17 protein-coding genes are annotated in these 15,662 nt (G+C 61.8%); 1 reads left to right on the forward strand and 16 read right to left on the reverse strand.

The annotated features are described in order from the left end of the window. Positions 1–6: 6 nt before the first annotated feature. The 3 genes from PWM43_RS08570 to PWM43_RS08580 form a co-directional block, all read right to left on the reverse strand. Positions 7–915 (reverse strand): GNAT family N-acetyltransferase, encoded by a 909-nt coding sequence (locus PWM43_RS08570; RefSeq protein ID WP_289842082.1) that lies wholly within the window; start codon positions 913–915, stop codon positions 7–9. Next, a complete protein-coding gene (locus tag PWM43_RS08575) occupies positions 912–1,430 on the reverse strand; it encodes a Fur family transcriptional regulator (protein ID WP_289842083.1) in 519 nt (172 codons plus the stop codon). The genes PWM43_RS08570 and PWM43_RS08575 overlap by 4 nt, the downstream gene beginning before the upstream one ends. 201 nt (positions 1,431–1,631) lie before the next feature. Further along, positions 1,632–2,051, reverse strand: a complete 420-nt coding sequence (locus tag PWM43_RS08580; protein WP_289842084.1) for a MucR family transcriptional regulator — start codon at positions 2,049–2,051, stop codon at positions 1,632–1,634. 79 nt (positions 2,052–2,130) lie between these two features. Here PWM43_RS08580 and PWM43_RS08585 point away from each other — a divergent pair, with 79 nt between their 5' ends. Beyond that, complete coding sequence (locus PWM43_RS08585; RefSeq protein ID WP_289842085.1) at positions 2,131–2,412, forward strand: sulfurtransferase TusA family protein; 282 nt, start codon at positions 2,131–2,133, stop codon at positions 2,410–2,412. Here the strand turns inward: PWM43_RS08585 and rimI are convergent. The 13 genes from rimI to PWM43_RS08650 all read right to left on the reverse strand — a co-directional run bounded on the left by rimI (position 2,352) and on the right by PWM43_RS08650 (position 15,640). After that, positions 2,352–2,789, reverse strand: a complete 438-nt coding sequence (rimI, locus tag PWM43_RS08590; protein WP_289842269.1) for a ribosomal protein S18-alanine N-acetyltransferase — start codon at positions 2,787–2,789, stop codon at positions 2,352–2,354. The genes PWM43_RS08585 and rimI overlap by 61 nt on opposite strands. Positions 2,790–2,815: 26 nt before the next feature. Next, complete coding sequence (gene tsaB / locus PWM43_RS08595) at positions 2,816–3,481, reverse strand: tRNA (adenosine(37)-N6)-threonylcarbamoyltransferase complex dimerization subunit type 1 TsaB (protein ID WP_289842086.1); 666 nt, start codon at positions 3,479–3,481, stop codon at positions 2,816–2,818. Further along, positions 3,466–4,050 carry a malonic semialdehyde reductase gene (locus PWM43_RS08600; RefSeq protein WP_289842270.1) on the reverse strand — a complete coding sequence of 195 codons (585 nt, stop codon included), beginning with the start codon at positions 4,048–4,050 and terminating at the stop codon, positions 3,466–3,468. The genes tsaB and PWM43_RS08600 overlap by 16 nt, the downstream gene beginning before the upstream one ends. Before the next feature lie 45 nt (positions 4,051–4,095). Further along, positions 4,096–4,659 (reverse strand): NifU family protein, encoded by a 564-nt coding sequence (locus PWM43_RS08605; RefSeq protein ID WP_289842087.1) that lies wholly within the window; start codon positions 4,657–4,659, stop codon positions 4,096–4,098. An 80-nt stretch (positions 4,660–4,739) separates the two neighbouring features. Beyond that, positions 4,740–6,113, reverse strand: coding sequence for an ATP-binding protein (locus tag PWM43_RS08610; protein WP_289842088.1), 1,374 nt, complete (start codon positions 6,111–6,113; stop codon positions 4,740–4,742). A 7-nt stretch (positions 6,114–6,120) separates the two neighbouring features. Further along, the gene (locus tag PWM43_RS08615; protein ID WP_289842089.1) at positions 6,121–6,888 is read right to left on the reverse strand and encodes a response regulator; all 768 of its coding nucleotides are present in this window, start codon (positions 6,886–6,888) and stop codon (positions 6,121–6,123) included. An 89-nt stretch (positions 6,889–6,977) separates the two neighbouring features. Beyond that, the gene (locus PWM43_RS08620; protein WP_289842090.1) at positions 6,978–8,240 is read right to left on the reverse strand and encodes a hypothetical protein; all 1,263 of its coding nucleotides are present in this window, start codon (positions 8,238–8,240) and stop codon (positions 6,978–6,980) included. A 7-nt stretch (positions 8,241–8,247) separates the two neighbouring features. Further along, on the reverse strand, positions 8,248–8,682 hold the full coding sequence (locus tag PWM43_RS08625) for an ExbD/TolR family protein (protein WP_289842271.1): 435 nt from the start codon (positions 8,680–8,682) through the stop codon (positions 8,248–8,250). A 172-nt stretch (positions 8,683–8,854) separates the two neighbouring features. Further along, entirely contained in the window at positions 8,855–9,283 is a 429-nt protein-coding gene (locus tag PWM43_RS08630; RefSeq protein WP_289842091.1) for an ExbD/TolR family protein, read from the reverse strand. A gap of 2 nt (positions 9,284–9,285) precedes the next feature. Next, positions 9,286–10,326 carry a MotA/TolQ/ExbB proton channel family protein gene (locus PWM43_RS08635; RefSeq protein ID WP_289842092.1) on the reverse strand — a complete coding sequence of 347 codons (1,041 nt, stop codon included), beginning with the start codon at positions 10,324–10,326 and terminating at the stop codon, positions 9,286–9,288. 213 nt (positions 10,327–10,539) lie between these two features. Next, the gene (locus PWM43_RS08640) at positions 10,540–11,217 is read right to left on the reverse strand and encodes an energy transducer TonB (protein WP_289842093.1); all 678 of its coding nucleotides are present in this window, start codon (positions 11,215–11,217) and stop codon (positions 10,540–10,542) included. A 493-nt stretch (positions 11,218–11,710) separates the two neighbouring features. Continuing rightward, positions 11,711–12,842, reverse strand: a protein-coding gene (gene prfB, locus PWM43_RS08645) for a peptide chain release factor 2 (RefSeq protein WP_289842094.1) whose coding sequence is annotated in 2 segments (ribosomal slippage) — positions 11,711–12,772 and positions 12,774–12,842 — 1,131 coding nt in all. Because the reading frame shifts where the segments join, the coding sequence is not laid out codon by codon here. A 26-nt stretch (positions 12,843–12,868) separates the two neighbouring features. Continuing rightward, on the reverse strand, positions 12,869–15,640 hold the full coding sequence (locus tag PWM43_RS08650; protein WP_289842095.1) for a penicillin-binding protein 1A: 2,772 nt from the start codon (positions 15,638–15,640) through the stop codon (positions 12,869–12,871). Between the last annotated feature and the right edge of the window lie 22 nt (positions 15,641–15,662).

Raw genomic sequence — 15,662 nt, forward strand, 5'->3', positions numbered from 1 at the left:
TCAGGCTCAGTCAAGCGCGTCGCGCAGGCGGCGCTCGTAATGCCGATAGTATTTGTCCGCCAGCAACTCGCTTTTGACAAGAATGGCGACATCCGTCGTGTTGAACTGGTGATCGACGACCGCGCCGTCCCCGACATATCCGCCAAGCCGAAGGTAGCCTTTGATCAAAGGCGGCAAACCGGCAAGACAACGGCGGTGGTTCAGCGCGTGAGGATCACCCCGCTGCATGTCGACATAACGGTCTTCGAGCGCGCGAATCCGCAGGGCAGGCGGGGCGAGATGGTTGTGATACAGATAGGTCAGCTCGTCGGCGAGCGCCTCCGGATTCGTTCCCGGCAGGCTCGCACACCCGAAAAGGACATCGACGCGATATAGAAAAATGTAAGATGCGATGCCACGCCAGAGCAACTGCATCGCCGCCCGACCGCGATAGGCCCGATCGACGCATGAGCGGCCGACCTCCAGAAGACGTCCGGGAAACTCAAGCAACGGGCTCAGGTCATATTCGCCCTGACTGTAATATCGCCCGAGTTGCGATGCGGCATCACTGCGTAAAAGTCGATAGGTTCCCACGACACCCGCGGGACCATCCTCGATCTCATGATCGATTACGAGAAGATGGTCTGCCACTTCGTCAAACGGATCGATGTCGCGTTTGAGCCGACGTGCCTGTTCGTCCGGAACGGCGCCCATTTCTTCGAAGAAAACGCGATATCGCAGCGCCTGGGCCGCATCACGCTCGGCCGCGTTGGCGGCGATCCGCACACCCAGATTGCCCCCACGCAATTCGGGGAAGCCTTTACGCTCCAGATCAAGTGTCGAGAGTGATGCGCCGTGCGACGACCCCTTCAACGCGGACGGCTCGTCCAGCGCGATCGCGCGCAGCAGATCGGCGCGTGTCGGAGCGTTTGTCATTCGGCGTCCTTTTCATCCCCGGCATGACCGGACTCCTTGGAGGCCGCGTCTCCACCGCCTCCGGCACGGCGACCGAAAAGCTCCAGTCGGACGGACACGAGATCGAAACCCAGACGCTCCGCGAGACGACGGATCAGCGTCTCGTGTTCGGCATCCTCGAATTCGACGACACGACCGGTATCGACGTCGATCATGTGATAATGCGTCGTGCCCGGCTCACTGGCCTCATAACGGGCGCGCCCACCACCGAAGTCGCGGCGCTCAAGGATGCCTTTTTCCTCAAGGAGGCGCACGGTGCGATAGACCGTCGCAATCGATATCCTGCCATCCAGTTGCGACGCCCGTCGATACAGTTCCTCGACGTCGGGATGATCTTCCGCGTCTGAGAGAACCTGTGCGATCAATCGACGCTGGCCGGTCATCTTCAGGCCACGTTCCATACACAGTTGGCCGATCCGCGATTCTGCGTTCACACGACCGCTGCGCTTTTCGTCTGCTCGTGCTTCCGGTATCATGATCTATCGCCTAGCGGAAAACGGGACGCATGGCCAGTGGGACCGGCTCACGATCCTGCACAGGTTGTGCTTGCAGCCTCAAACGCGAGTCCCTCCCTGATGCCCGATCATAGAAGAATGTCCGAGCGACCTGCCACTCAAAGCGTCAGCGGTCTTTCATGAAAAGCCGCTGACAGCCTGATCGGGAACACGGTCCGAAACTCAGGAATCGTCACTACCGCGGCGATGCCCCAGACCGATCTTGTGCGCCAGGGAGGATCGGTGCTTGGCGTAGTTCGGTGCCACCATGGGATATTCCGTCGGAAGGCCCCAGCGTTCCCTATAGGCCTGTGGCGTCAGCCCATAAGCCGATTTGAGATGACGGCGCAGGAGCTTGAGCTTCTTCCCATCTTCGAGGCAGATAATATAATCGGGGAAAACTGATTTTTTGGGGTGCACGGCGGGAGTAGGCTTCTCGTCCGCCACCGGCACCGGAGGACTGGCGAGAGAAACAAAAGCCTCTTTTACCTTTCCGATGAGATCCCCAAGATCCTGTTCAGAAACGCTATTGTTTTTCACATAGGCCGCGATGATTTGTGCCGTTAATTTCTGCACCAGCGTCTGGTCAGTTGTATCGGTCATGTCGCTCTATTTCCCACAATGCTTAAACGGAACGATATGAAATCTTTAACTGCCGCTCAAGTGAGGAAATGATGAAATCATGACTGGAGCCATCGCCACGGATACCGAACTCGATATCACCGGAGAGGTCTGTCCGATGACGACAGTCCATGTCCGCCTTGCACTGGACCGGCTTCCTGGCGGTGCCATACTCGGCGTGACACTGACGGGGGACGAGCCTCATCACAATGTCGCGTCAGCGGTCCGCGCTCTGGGACATCAGATCGTTCTGGATGAAACCCTCAGCCGGGCATCCGATCTTTACCGGCTGGTTATCCGTAAATCACAGGCAAGGACGAGCGCGTCGCCGCCATCGGCGTAATAACGACGGCGCGTGCCGCAGGGCAGAAACCTGCAACGCTCGTAGAGCGCGCGCGCCGCAGTGTTCGTCACCGCCACTTCCAGAAAAGCACGGCCGACACCGCTGTCGAGCAGCCGCGCCGCAGCCGATTTCACAAGCGCATGTCCTGCTCCCGCCCGACGGCCCTCCGGTCGCACGGCCAGCGTCAGAATCTCGGCTTCGTCCAGAACCCTGCGATACAGAATGAATCCCACGGGGTCCGCCTCGTCCAGGACGACCAGCGCCTCGACGCCCCCGGTTTCCAGAAGCGTGCGGATCGCGTCCTCGTCCCAGATCTCGCCACCAGCAAATGCTTCGGCATGAATATGAGCCAGGATCGCTGCGCCCGGCGTGCCCATCGACACGATCGATCGCGCCGGGGGAGTCATCCGACAGGCGCGGGTCGCAAGCCCTGCTGCGGAAGCTTCGCTTCCGGCGGATCCACATAGATCGGCTCGAGCGGATGGACCGGTCCGGCGCAAGCCGCCTTCCAGATCGCCTCCGCCGCCGGCTCTTCATAGGCCACGCGCCGCGCGCCGCCCGTCTGCGCGTCCGACAGCCATGCAAGCGCATCGCCCGTTACCGCCGGAACGGACGGCGGCACGACGATATCGGCCGGTGCCGAAGCCCGGATCGGGTGGACGCCGTCATCCACGAAACAGCGATTCCGGCGCGCCACACTCACGCACATCGCACGGGACAGACCCGGCATCGCCCTCTGGGCATCTCCGGCCGTCACACCGAGACCTCGAACACCATATCCCATGGCCAGCCCCTGCGCGAGGGCGAGGGAAGCGCGCAAACCCGTGAAAGATCCCGGGCCAACGACAGCGACGACGGCGTCAGGTTTATCACGCCAGCCCGCTTCATCGAGCATTTCGTTTACGAATATCGCCAGACGCTCGGCCGCCCCGCGCCCCGACATGCGACGCTCGGCCACGACACGTCCGTCTTCAAGCGCAGCCACGAAACCTGAGGTGTTTTCGCCCGCTGCCGCCCCGTTGAGGACGACCACGCGGCGGCTCAACGCCGGGTTCAGAGGCAGAGACATGCTTCGTCGAAAGAAAGGCGAGGCGCACGAACTGGCGCAGACGGCTCGTCCGCATAACCGAGGGCCACGAGAAAGTTGGCTCTCCAACCCGTATCGGCCAACAGATTGTCTTCGACCGCAAATGCGTCGAAACCTGACATCGGCGCAGCGGCAAGGCCGAGCGCACGCGCCGCGAGAATCAGATAGCCGCCTTGCAGGGTGCCGTTACGGAAGGCCGTCTCTTCCGAAAGACCGACATCAGCCGCAAACCAGTCGCGCAGCGCGGGTTCGGAATTAAGGCGCGGAAGATGCTCGAAAAACAGTGGATCATAACAGACGACGACCACCACGGGCGCCGCCGCGCAGAGGGCGGCATTCGCGGGAGTTACCGCATTTTTGAGGCGCGCGCGCGCATCTTCCGTCGTCAGAAAAAGAAAGCGGGCCGGGGTACAGTTTCCGGATGTCGGGCCGAGTTTCACGAGATCGTAAAGCTGCTCGATGATGGCATGAGACACGGGACGCCCATCGAAGCTCCTGGGCGTATGAGCCTCCCGAAAGAGACGGTCCAGCGCCTCGGCCCCGATCGTCATGTCCGCCGCAGCGGCCGACACATGATCCGTCATGTCCGACAAATCTCAGTCCTCGACCTGCTCGACCGCCACGACCTCGGGCACGTAATGCTTGAGCATGTTTTCCACACCATGCTTGAGCGTCGCCCGCGATGACGGACATCCGGAGCAGGCGCCCTGCATGCTCAGGCGCACGATACCGTCACGATAGCCACGGAACACGATATCTCCGCCGTCCCCCGCCACGGCTGGCCGAACGCGGGAATCGAGAAGCTCGCGGATCTGCGCCACGACAGCTTCATCTTCGGGCAGCGTATCCTCGGCATCCTCCATGTGAACGCCTTCGATCACAGGCCTGCCTGCGATCAGGTGGTCCGTGAGAACCCCGAGAACCATCGGCTTGAGCTCTGGCCAGTCCGCATCCGCCGACTTGGTCACCGACACGAACTCGCCGCCAAGAAACACGCCGCTCACACCCGGAAGGCCGAACAGGGCGACGGCCAGGGGCGAGCGCCGCTCAGCCGCCGCAAGGTCGGCGAAATCCGCTGTTCCGCGGTGGCCCATCACATCCCGCCCCGGCAGGAACTTCAGCGTGGAGGGATTGGGGGTGTCCTCGGTTTCGATGAACATGGACTCTCTCGATACTAACGATGATTACCAGACGATCATTCCGGCCTGACATGAGGCATGGAACACGTTTCCGCAAGCCCTTAGAGTACCGATGCGGTCTCAGATACGGGAAGAGTGATGCGCGCGCGAAGGCCGCCCTGCGGAGCGCGCGCCAGCTCTATCGTGCCATTCGCCCGCTCCACCTCGCGCTTCACGATGGCCAGACCCAGTCCCAGCCCGCCCGTCGCGCGCGAGCGTGAGCCTTCCAGACGATAGAACGCCGCCAGTACGCGTTCCCGCTCATGTTCCGGAATCCCCGGCCCGCTGTCATCGACCATGACCGTCACGCGGTCATGGTCGCGACGCAGCGTGACATGGGCGTCACCGCCATAATTGCAGGCATTATCGATCAGGTTGGCGAAAATACGTTTGGTGGCCAGCGGACGCGCGGTCATCTGACACCGATCCGGCCCGTCGTAACCCGTTACACGTCCACGATCACTTTGGGATTCGAGCAACGTCATGAGCGTCGCGGACAGATCCATCATCCGGGTCGGCTCGGGATCGAGATCGCCCGCGAGATAAGCCAGAACGCCATTCACCATGGCTTCCATCTCGTCGACGTCGGATTCTATGGCCATCTGGGCTTCGGGATCGGCCAGGAACCCGGCGCGAAGTCGCAGCCGCGCCAAGGGTGTGCGAAGATCGTGCGAGACCGCCGCGAGAACTTCGGTACGATCGTTGATCAACCGCTGGATACGAACTTGCATGGCGTTGATCGCTCGCGCCAGACCACGCACCTCTCGCGGCCCCCGTTCTTCCAGCGGCACCCAGCTGCCCGCCTGTCCGACGGCATCCGCTACAGCAGCCAGGGCACGCAGCGGCGTACTGAGGGCACGCACCAGCATCGCGGCGGCGATCGCGACGGCCCCTGCCGTGATGGCGGCGGAGGCCAGACCTCGGGTGACATGACGTCGGCCGATGACATCGCGCGCCGTAAATTCGAGACGACTGCCGTCCCGCAGGGACAGAGCGCCATAAACGCTGCTTCCGGAATGCGGATCTGCGGAAACCTGCAATCCGGCACGACCGAGAACCGGATCGACCGCAACGAGCTGCTGGCGAAGCTGCCCGAGCGAATAGGAAAATCGGAGAGGCGCGGGTTGTCCGACCGGATGCCAGCTGATGCCCAGTTCATTATCCGACAGCAAAATCGCCAGGACCGGACGTTGAGACGGCTGGGCGGTTTCAATCACCCGAAGATCCGTGCTGAGCGTTTCCGCGATCTGGCTGATCCGGGCATCGTCGGCGATGTAGGTTTCGGCTTCTTCGTAAAACAGAGCGCTGGCCAGGAAGACCATCACGACCGCTGCCAGCAGAACCATGCTGACGCGTCCCACCAGTCCGACCGGCCAGAGACGGATGCGCCCGGCCGCGGAACGGGCGCCGGAAGTCGTCGGACTCACACCGCTCATGTCTCGGTCAGAGACGCTCGACTTCTGGAACGAAAATATAGCCCAATCCACGCACCGTGCGGATCAACGCATCCGCGTCTCGCCCCAGCTTTCTACGGAGGCGGCTGACAAGAACATCGATACTCCGATCGGAGACATCTCCAAGCCGGGTCCGTGAGAGTTCGAGCAGACGGTCACGGGAGATGACGCGCTGCGGATTATCGAGAAAGCTGGTTAGAAGATCATGCTCGGCGCCTGAAATATCAACGGCCACGCCAGTGGGGTCGGTCAGTTCACGGCGCCGCAGGTCCAGTGTCCAGCCTGCGAATCGGATCGTTTCACGTCGCTGGAGACTGGCGACGGGCACCGGCTGGTTGCCGCGCCGAAGCACGGCACGGACACGTGCCAGAAGTTCACGCTGGCTGAAGGGCTTGGCGACATAATCATCCGCGCCGATTTCGAGGCCCTGAACGCGATCGCGCTCTTCGCCACGGGCGGACACCATGATCACCGGCGTCTGACGCAGAGGGGCCTCTCCGGGATGGGACATCCCTTGCCCCGACCTCAACGACCGGCAAAGCTCCACGCCGTTGGTGCCTGGCAACATCACATCCAGAATGATGAGGTCTACCGGTGCGACCGACAGCGCCTCCCACATTTCGTCCCCGCTGGCGACGCTTCTGACCCTGAAGCCATCGCCCTGCAGGGCACGCTGTAGAAGAGTCCGCATACCCGCATCATCTTCGACGATCAGGATTCGGGCCGGGAGATCAGGATTCTGTGAATTTTCTGTCATCTTATTTTCACGTCTACATCATAAATAGCCGTGATGGACAGAGGGTTTCTCCCTCTGTCCGCACATAATATTCAAAAAACAAACGGCTATTACTTACCGGAAGTAACGGGACGTGAAATCAGCAGTTCCCAAAGCTGAGCAAGATCCTGCGATCCATTATCGCTTTTGACCGTGTTGAACGTCTGGGCCGCATCCTTCTTCAGACCGCCATCCATCTGGGCCATACCGTAATCGAGCAATGCAACATCGGGAAAGCGCGGCTTCTTCGCCAGCCCCTGTTTCATGAGAGCAAGCCCCGCAGGCACCTGTCCCGCAAGCACCATGTTGTAGCCGGTCGTCAATGCCGGTCCCGCTGTCGGTGCGGTGGCGGCAGCGGATGCATCGCCCGCCAGAGCCGCCTTGGTGTCCGCCGCCCGGCTTACCGCCATCGCGCGCAGCTTCGCTTCCCTGGCCGCGCCCGTACCCTTGCCGAGAACGCCATTGCTGAAGCCCTGGTTCAGAAGATTGACGGCCAGTTGAGGCTGACCCGCCTCCATCGCACGCTCGGCCATATCGATGTAATCATCGGGGCTCGTCAGTGTTCCCGTCGCCGCGCGCAGACGCAGCAGGTTGAACTGAAGCGATGCGGGAAGCTTCGGGTTCGCGGCCAGATTATGGATGAGAGCGGCCCAGTAATCAGGCTTGGAGTAATATTTCGCCAGCAGGACAAAAGCATGGGTCTGCTGGTCCGCATCCTTCAACTCACGATAGCAGGCGACAAGAAACTGAAGCTGGTTTTCAGAAGGAATCCGACCCGCTTTGATCTCCGCGTCGATCTGCTCCTTCTGCACCCTTGCAGCATTCGCGAAATCCTTCTGCTGGTAGTAAGCCTGCACAAGCACGGTCTGCATTTTCGGATCGGCTTTGGGACCCGCAGCCTTCAGATAGGCTTCTGTCGCCTTGACGGTCGCGGCATAGTTTTTTGCCTGATATGCCAGACTGGCCTGCGCCATCATCATCTGAAGCTTGGCGGACCCTGGCGTACGCGAGGACGCGATCAGGACATCATAGGCCTTGATCGCCGCAGGCACGTCATTGGACTGCGCTGCGACGGCGGCCCGCATCTGCGCGACCGTATAGGTCTCGTAATCGCTCTTGCCGGATACGGCGTCGGCAGCATCCACCGAGGCCATCGCCTTGCCGTAATTCTTGGCCGCCAGGGCGGTCTGCGCCGCCTGCAACGGCGTCCCGACCTTAACGCTCAGCGTGTCGTCAGCATAGGCAACCCCGACGAGAGGCAGGGAGACCGGTATGGCAACGGAAACCGCGAGAAACGCACTCGTGAGAAATGCGGTGCGTTGGTTACGGAACAAACCCAACTTACTGTCCTTCCATGAACTGATCCTGCCCGACGATACCCAGCTTCGTAATGCCCAGCCGCTGCGCATCAGCAAGAACATGCGCCACAGTCTTGTAATTCGCCAAACGGTTTGGGTGGATATGCATTTCCGGCTGGTCAGCCTGAGAAGCCGCGTTCATGAAACGAGACTGAAGATCCTGCTCGCCGGAAATCGCCTCGCCATTCCACGTGATGGAATTGTCGAAATCGATTGCGACGGTCACGACTTTGGGTTGTTCCGTCGAGGGTGGCGGATTGCCCTGCGGCAAATCCAGAGCAACGGAATGGGTCTGCAGCGGAATGGTGATGATCAGCATGATCAGCAGCACAAGCATGACGTCGATCAGCGGCGTCGTGTTGATATCGACGATACCTTCGTCTTCGTGCGTGCTGTCCGATCCGACATTCATGCCCATGACGGCGATCTCCAACAAAGGGCGACTGCACCGTCCCAAGAAGGGAACGGGAGAACATTGAGATAAAGCTGCCCCGCATCCTTCATGTGACGCGGGACCCGACCGAGAACAGTCGGTGCCGTTTTAAGGCGGATGCCGCCGGTCGCTTCCGATCGACGCTCCGCCCTGTTGATTACTGAGCCGTGCGGGGCTGCTCAGTAATGAAGTCGACATGATAGATGCCGGCTTCCTGGCATGTCGCCACCAACCGCCCGATCGATTCGTAACGCGCTTTGGAGTCGCCGCGAATCTGGATCTGGGGCTGCGGCTTCAGGACCGCGATCTTCTCGAGACGATCGAGAAGATCCTGATGACCACGCAAAGGCACTTCGTTCCAGTAAGCCTGCCCGTTCGCCGTCACAGCGAGAACCACGTTGCCGAGTTTCGTCTGCGTGGGCTGGTTGGCATCTTTCGGAAGCTGCACCTTCACCGTATGCGTGGCGACCTGCTGCGTGATGAGAAAGATGATGAGCAAGACGAGCATGACGTCGACAAGCGGCGTCGTATTGATCGCCGAGACAACCTCGTCTTCCTCTCCACCCCCTCCGACGTTCATTCCCATGATTACGCAATCCGCTCGCTGGTGGTTGTGGTGACCGACGCATCATTGCCACGCACGGTCGGAAGTGCACCGTGGCGGAAGCCGCCCATCAGGACGGACTGGACGTCAGCGGAGAAGTTGCGAACGCGATCCATGGCGCTCTTGTTACGACGCACGAGCAGGTTGTAACCCAACACGGCCGGAACAGCGGTCGCAAGACCGATCGCGGTCATGATCAGCGATTCACCAACCGGACCGGCAACCTTGTCGATCGATGCCTGACCGGACGTGCCGATGGCGACGAGGGCGTGATAGATACCCCACACCGTGCCGAACAGACCGACGAACGGCGAGGTCGAGCCGACCGTTCCAAGGAATGCGAGACCGCCCTGCAGACGCGTGTTGATCGTATCGACAGCGCGCTGGATGGAGATGGCTGTCCAGCTGTGAAGATCGATCGAGTCCCGCATGGAGCCCTCATGGTGCTCGGCGGCCACGATGCCGGTCTCGGCAACATAGCGGAACGGCGAAGACTGCTTCAGCGTCGCCGCGCCTTCCTGGACGCTGCTCTTGGTCCAGAAGACCTTGGCTGCTTCCTTGGAAGCGGCGAACACCTTCGCCTGCTCGAGGAACTTGGTGACCATGATGATCCAGGTGCCAGCCGACATGATCACCAGGATGACCAGAACGCTGCGGGCAATAGCATCGCCATTACCCCAAAGGGCTTTCAGGCCATATGGGTTTTCTGCCGGCTCCGCGGCGGCAGCGTCGGCCGGCGGAGGAGCATCGGCACCGGGCGCCGGGGCGGCAGCATCGGGAGCAGGCGTCGGCGCCGGAGCAGAAGCATCGGGAGAGCTCGGCGCGGCATCTGCCGGAGCCGCGGGAGCCGGGGCCGCAGCGTCAGGCGCGGGCGTCGCAGGAGCCTGAGCAGGCGCTGCGTTCGGATCTGTGGTCGGGGCTTCCTGCGCGAGAGCGACGACCGGCATGGCGACGGCCTGGGCTACGGCCAGCGTCACTGCCAGGGCCGGGGCGGCGAGAGCGGGAAGGCGGAACAGTCTCGTCATTAACTCCAAATCCTCTGAGATAGAGCCCTCCCGGAAGGGGACTCTGGCAGCACCGCCCCGGACACCCCGGAACGGTCCGTGAAGTCATCGGTTGAGTCCCGAACATCGGAACCACCGCTGAAAATCGGGTCGAACCTCCGTCACCGGCGGCCCGACAGTTATATTTAAAGAGCAGATCGCGTTGCGAGGAACACGATACCTGCCCCCGCCTGATCAGTCCCCGTCGCCCAGGGCGAAGTTGATGTGCAGGACGTGATGATGCTCGACAACAGGCTGACCGTTCGTGACGGCGGGCTGGTATCGGGCACGACGCAGGAAGTCCATCGCCGCTTCGACGAAGGCATGTCCGCCTGAAGAGTTCACGACAGAGCAGTTCGAAGTGCGACCGTCCGTGCCGATGTCACAGGCGACCGTCACACTGCCTTCGCGGTTTTCCTCAAGCATTTCCTCCGGAAAAATCGGCTTGGCACCGTTGATCGGCGAAGCGCCCGCGGAATGATCGGCGACAGCGGGACTCGGCGGCCCCGGATGTGACGGCGGCTCGGTCGAGATGTGCTCAGCCGTAGCCGGAGGCTGCGGTGTGGGCGGCTTCTCGTGCGTCACCTGCTTGATCACGTGTTTCTGCGGCGGCGGCTGGATCTGGATCTTCGGCGGCGGAATGTACGGCGGCGGCGGCGTCACCATCTGCGGCGGCGGCGGCGGCGGCGGTGGCGGCGGCGGCTTCTTCGGCTCAGTGATGATCTGCGTCTTGATCGGCGGTCGGAGATGCTGGACGATCGCCGCCCCCAACCCGTTCAACAGGGCATAAATCACCACAATATGGAAGATCACAGCAATCGCGATGCCGACGATGTACTTCGTCGGGCTTCGCTGTTGCTCGGCGTAGTTCATCGAATGAGACCCTCCCAAAACCCTCGATCGTCCAGTACCCCGCTTTTTTTCAAAAGTGGGGCGTGCGCAACGCAACTGCTTCGCAGCTGATACGTTGTACCTGGTGGATCAGAGCGCTCCCGCATCCACGGGAACCGCGTCGATCGACCAGGCCATACCTCAAGAGCATGGCACCTGTGCGATTTGGGCAAATCTATGGCCCAGGTGTCAAGCCGCTTTCGGCATCCATTTTTTATCGGAACCCGTCATCGTAACGATGTGACACAGGCTTACCGCCCGCACATGAGAGCCGTTTGAACGGTGTTCTGCAAGTGTAATATTAATGACTTCGTTCTCAAAGCCGCAGATTTTTTTTCATTTAATATCGTACAGGCGCATCAAACAGTACGATTCTGATAAAATCGCTTCATCAGACACCGCACGCCGAAGAAGGGGACGGACACGTCCGCTCCCCCGACGATGCGGCACATCATCATCTGAAAAAACGTATACTTTATTGTGCGTTGGCACTCGCCTCGGATCGTGTCGCCCCCACGCGCTCTGCCAGAGCCGCCGACATGAAGTCATCCAGCGCTCCATCGAGCACGGCGGTGGGGTTGCCTTTCTCGACTCCCGTACGAAGATCCTTGACCAGCTGATAGGGCGCCAGAACGTAAGAACGGATCTGGTGTCCCCAGCCGATGTCTGTTTTCGCGGCTTCCGTCTGGGCTGCGGCAGCTTCCCGTTTCTGCAACTCGGCTTCATAGAGTCGCGCCTTGAGCATCTGCATGGCCGTCGCGCGGTTCCGATGCTGGGAACGATCTGTCTGGCACGCCACGACAATGCCTGTCGGCATATGCGTGATGCGAATCGCCGAATCGGTTTTGTTGACGTGCTGGCCGCCCGCGCCGGACGCACGGAAAGTATCGACCTTCAGATCGCCGTCATTGACCTCGATTTCGATCGTATCGTCGACCACGGGATAGACCCAGACGGAGGCAAAGGACGTCTGGCGACGCGCGGCGGCATCGAACGGCGAAATCCGGACGAGACGATGCACACCGGCTTCCGTCTTGAGCCAGCCATACGCATTCGCCCCGGAAACCTGCAAAGTCGCCGACTTGATACCGGCCTGCTCGCCCTCGCTGGACTCCATCAACGTGACTTTATAACCGCGTTGCTCGGCCCACCGGGTATACATACGCAGCAGCATCTCGGCCCAGTCCTGGGCTTCGGTACCGCCAGCGCCCGCATTCACCTCGAGATAGCAGTCATTGCTATCGGCTTCGCCCGAGAGAAGGCTTTCAATCTGACGGGCATGCGCCTGCTGAGCGAGGCCGCGCAACGTGGCAACGGCCTCGCCGACCGTGGCCTCGTCGCCTTCGGCTTCCGCCATTTCGGCAAGCTCAAGCATGTCGGAGGCATCACGTTCAATCTGCTGGACGCCTTCGACCTGCCCCGCCAGAAGCGTGCGCTCGCGCATCAGCTTCTGGGCGACATCGGCATCGTTCCACAGATCGGGGTCTTCGGCTCGGTGATTAAGCTCGGCTAGCCGCGCCTGGGATGCATCCCAGTCAAAGATGCCTCCTCAGCAGCGCCACCGACTGCTTGATCTGCTCGAATAGGGCCTCGGTTTCGGCCGACATGTCAAAACTCCTTTTTGAATGACGCCTTAGTACAGTCCGCCCACACCGATGTCACCCGTCTGCGCTGCCGGAGGCGTCGCTCCCGATTTGACTGGCTGACCGTTCTTCGCCACCGGCACGCCGTTCGGCCCGATGGTCTCCGAGCCAGTGCCCGCCGACAGAGTGTCTGCCGGTGCTGGTGCGGCGGCCATATCCGTTTCCGAATCGGAAATATTCTCCGCCCCCGTATCCGCCGCCGTCAGGGCTTCCGTCCCGGCCCCGAAGCCGTTGAGCGCGACGCTCATACCGGGCACCTGATCCGGCTTGAACGCATCCACCGCCATCATGCGACCCGTATCGTACCGGGCAAGGACCATCCCGTCGGGCTGCCGGAAGGAGAGTTTCGGACGCCCCTCGAAAACCGCCTTCATCATCTTGTTCCACATAGGTCCGGCGATGCGACCACCGGTTTCATTCTTGCCCAGCGAACGTGGCGTATCATAACCGACCCAGACAACGGTCACGACGTCGGGAGAAAAGCCTGCGAACCAGGCATCGTGAAAGTCCTGACTGGTACCGGTCTTGCCCGCGACCTCTCGATCGATGCCTTCTCCGGCCTGGGTTCCCGTGCCATGGCGAATGACGTCCTGCATCATCGTGGTGATCTGATAGGCGCTTTCGTCACTGGCGATACGCGGCCTGTTATCGGCAACCACCGGAACTTCCAGACTGCCCGCGACGGGCTCTGCCGGCGTGGCGGGAGGTACGGCCGACGGTACGGCGCCGCCACTGCCGCCACTGGCCGAATCTCCCGAGACCGGCTCCGATGGAGGGGGCGGCGCCAGAGCGGGAGGCGTCGGAGGGGCCTGCATCATCGTGCCCAAGGTCAGCGTCTGCCCCTGCGGCGTCCATATCAGATGTCCGTCGCGGTCCTGGACCGTATCGATCAGAGACGGCACCACGATGTGCCCCTCCGATGCAATGGAAGCATAGGCTGCGGTTTCACGCAGGACCGTCGTCTCGACGGCCCCGAGAGCCGCCGGAAGCACATGGGGCATCTGCTCGACCAGACCGGCCCGAATTGCCATGTCCGCGACCGCTTTCATGCCGAGATGGGCGGCCAGCCGGATCGTGACAAGGTTACGACTTTCACGCAGGGCATCATGCAGGGTCGTCGGCCCCCAGTTGTCCTCCTCGTAGTTATGAGGGTGCCAGTCCCCATAGGAGACAGGCGCATCGTCAAATTTTTCCGATGGCGGAATGCCCTTCTCCATCGCCGTCAGATAGACGAACGGTTTGAACGACGAACCGGGCTGACGCAGGGCCTGCGTCGCGCGGTTGAACTGCGATTCACGGAACGACCAGCCGCCGACCATGGCCAGAACGCGCCCCGTGCGCACATCCATCGTCACGATCGCACCTTCGATGCCCGGCACCTGTCGAAGCCCGACGGAAGAGCCGCCCGCCTGAGGTTCGACCAGAACGAGGTCTCCGCTGCGCACGGCATGCGAGCGCATCCAGCCGCGATCCTTCGCCACGATCGTACCCGATTGCGGCGCGCCGTCCTCAAGCCAGCCGACCTCGGCTCTGGCGGGCGAGATCACCACAGCCAGACGCCACTGCTCGATCAGGCCGGGGGGCGCCTTCGCGGTTTTCAGAGCATGGCTCCAGCTTGAAGGGTCGGCCGCGACGTCAGCGTCGAGATGCCCGACCGGGCCGCGCCAGGCTTCGTGGGCGCGATCATAATCGACGAGGCCCTCACGCAGAACGCGGGTCGCCACGTTCTGCAGAACAGGATCAAGGCTGGTATGCACTTCCAGCCCGCTGCGGGTCGCCACGTCCTCTCCATATCGCTCGATAAGCTGGCGGCGCACTTCGGAGCCGAACCACTCCGAATTGGCCAGCGGACCGAACCGGCGCGCATTGTGGGGAATGAGAGGCTCGGCCATTGCGGCGCGCTCCTCTTCGGATGTGATGGCCCCGATTTCGAACATCCGGCCGATCACGAGATTACGGCGCGCCGTCGCGGCGTCCGGATGCCGGAACGGATCGTAATTGCTGGGCGACTTGGGCAGTGCTGCGAGCGTCGCGGCTTCGGCGACGGTGAGCTGGTCCAGGGTCTTGTTGAAATAGGTCTGGGCCGCGGCCGCCACCCCATAGGCCCGGCTGCCCAGATAGATGCCGTTGAGATAGATCTCGAGAATCTTGTCTTTGGGAAGGGTCTGTTCGATCCGCAACGCCAGGAGCATCTCCCTGAGCTTGCGGGAGATGGACAGCTCGTTGCTGTCGAGCACCATATCGCGCGCGACCTGCTGCGTGATCGTCGAGGCGCCGATGGGTCGCTTGCCGTCGGCGCGCGTCAGATTGGTCATCTCCGCGCGCGCTATGGCCAGAGGGTCGATGCCCTTATGCGTATAGAAGTGCTGGTCTTCGATCGCGATGAAGGCGTTCTTGACGCGGGTGGGAATCGCGGTGATCGGCACGTAAATGCGCCGCTCGGCTGCCAGCTCGGCCATAAGGTGGTCATCGCCGGAATAGATCCGGCTGACGGTCGGCGGCTGGTAATGACGCAGACTGTCCACGCTCGGCAGCCCGGACGCCAGACCATCATATTTCTGCCAGACGACCAGCGTCGTCCCCGCGACGCCCACCAGGACGACGCCGGTCGTGACGGCCAGAATCTGCCGCCAGCGGCGAAAGCGCGGCCCTCCCGGTCCCCGGCCGCCGGATCGACGCCCTCCGAACAGCGATGGGCGGGAGCCGTTCCCCTTTCCCCCTCCATTGCCCGAGGGGGCGTCACGATGCCAGGCAAACGTCATGAAAGCCGAAGGTCCAAAAAAC

This window comes from Brytella acorum, from assembly GCF_029309905.1.
In the GTDB taxonomy this organism is placed as follows: domain Bacteria; phylum Pseudomonadota; class Alphaproteobacteria; order Acetobacterales; family Acetobacteraceae; genus Brytella; species Brytella acorum.

What these genes read in the sequence shown, in the direction of transcription:
- PWM43_RS08570 (WP_289842082.1), bottom strand. Translation starts at nt 915, where the DNA reads ATGACAAACGCTCCGACACGCGCCGATCTGCTGCGCGCGATCGCGCTG.
- PWM43_RS08575 (WP_289842083.1), bottom strand. Translation starts at nt 1,430, where the DNA reads ATGATACCGGAAGCACGAGCAGACGAAAAGCGCAGCGGTCGTGTGAAC.
- PWM43_RS08580 (WP_289842084.1), bottom strand. Translation starts at nt 2,051, where the DNA reads ATGACCGATACAACTGACCAGACGCTGGTGCAGAAATTAACGGCACAA.
- PWM43_RS08585 (WP_289842085.1), top strand. Translation starts at nt 2,131, where the DNA reads ATGACTGGAGCCATCGCCACGGATACCGAACTCGATATCACCGGAGAG.
- rimI (WP_289842269.1), bottom strand. Translation starts at nt 2,789, where the DNA reads ATGGGCACGCCGGGCGCAGCGATCCTGGCTCATATTCATGCCGAAGCA.
- tsaB (WP_289842086.1), bottom strand. Translation starts at nt 3,481, where the DNA reads ATGTCTCTGCCTCTGAACCCGGCGTTGAGCCGCCGCGTGGTCGTCCTC.
- PWM43_RS08600 (WP_289842270.1), bottom strand. Translation starts at nt 4,050, where the DNA reads ATGACGATCGGGGCCGAGGCGCTGGACCGTCTCTTTCGGGAGGCTCAT.
- PWM43_RS08605 (WP_289842087.1), bottom strand. Translation starts at nt 4,659, where the DNA reads ATGTTCATCGAAACCGAGGACACCCCCAATCCCTCCACGCTGAAGTTC.
- PWM43_RS08610 (WP_289842088.1), bottom strand. Translation starts at nt 6,113, where the DNA reads ATGAGCGGTGTGAGTCCGACGACTTCCGGCGCCCGTTCCGCGGCCGGG.
- PWM43_RS08615 (WP_289842089.1), bottom strand. Translation starts at nt 6,888, where the DNA reads ATGACAGAAAATTCACAGAATCCTGATCTCCCGGCCCGAATCCTGATC.
- PWM43_RS08625 (WP_289842271.1), bottom strand. Translation starts at nt 8,682, where the DNA reads ATGGGCATGAATGTCGGATCGGACAGCACGCACGAAGACGAAGGTATC.
- PWM43_RS08630 (WP_289842091.1), bottom strand. Translation starts at nt 9,283, where the DNA reads ATGGGAATGAACGTCGGAGGGGGTGGAGAGGAAGACGAGGTTGTCTCG.
- PWM43_RS08635 (WP_289842092.1), bottom strand. Translation starts at nt 10,326, where the DNA reads ATGACGAGACTGTTCCGCCTTCCCGCTCTCGCCGCCCCGGCCCTGGCA.
- PWM43_RS08640 (WP_289842093.1), bottom strand. Translation starts at nt 11,217, where the DNA reads ATGAACTACGCCGAGCAACAGCGAAGCCCGACGAAGTACATCGTCGGC.
- PWM43_RS08650 (WP_289842095.1), bottom strand. Translation starts at nt 15,640, where the DNA reads ATGACGTTTGCCTGGCATCGTGACGCCCCCTCGGGCAATGGAGGGGGA.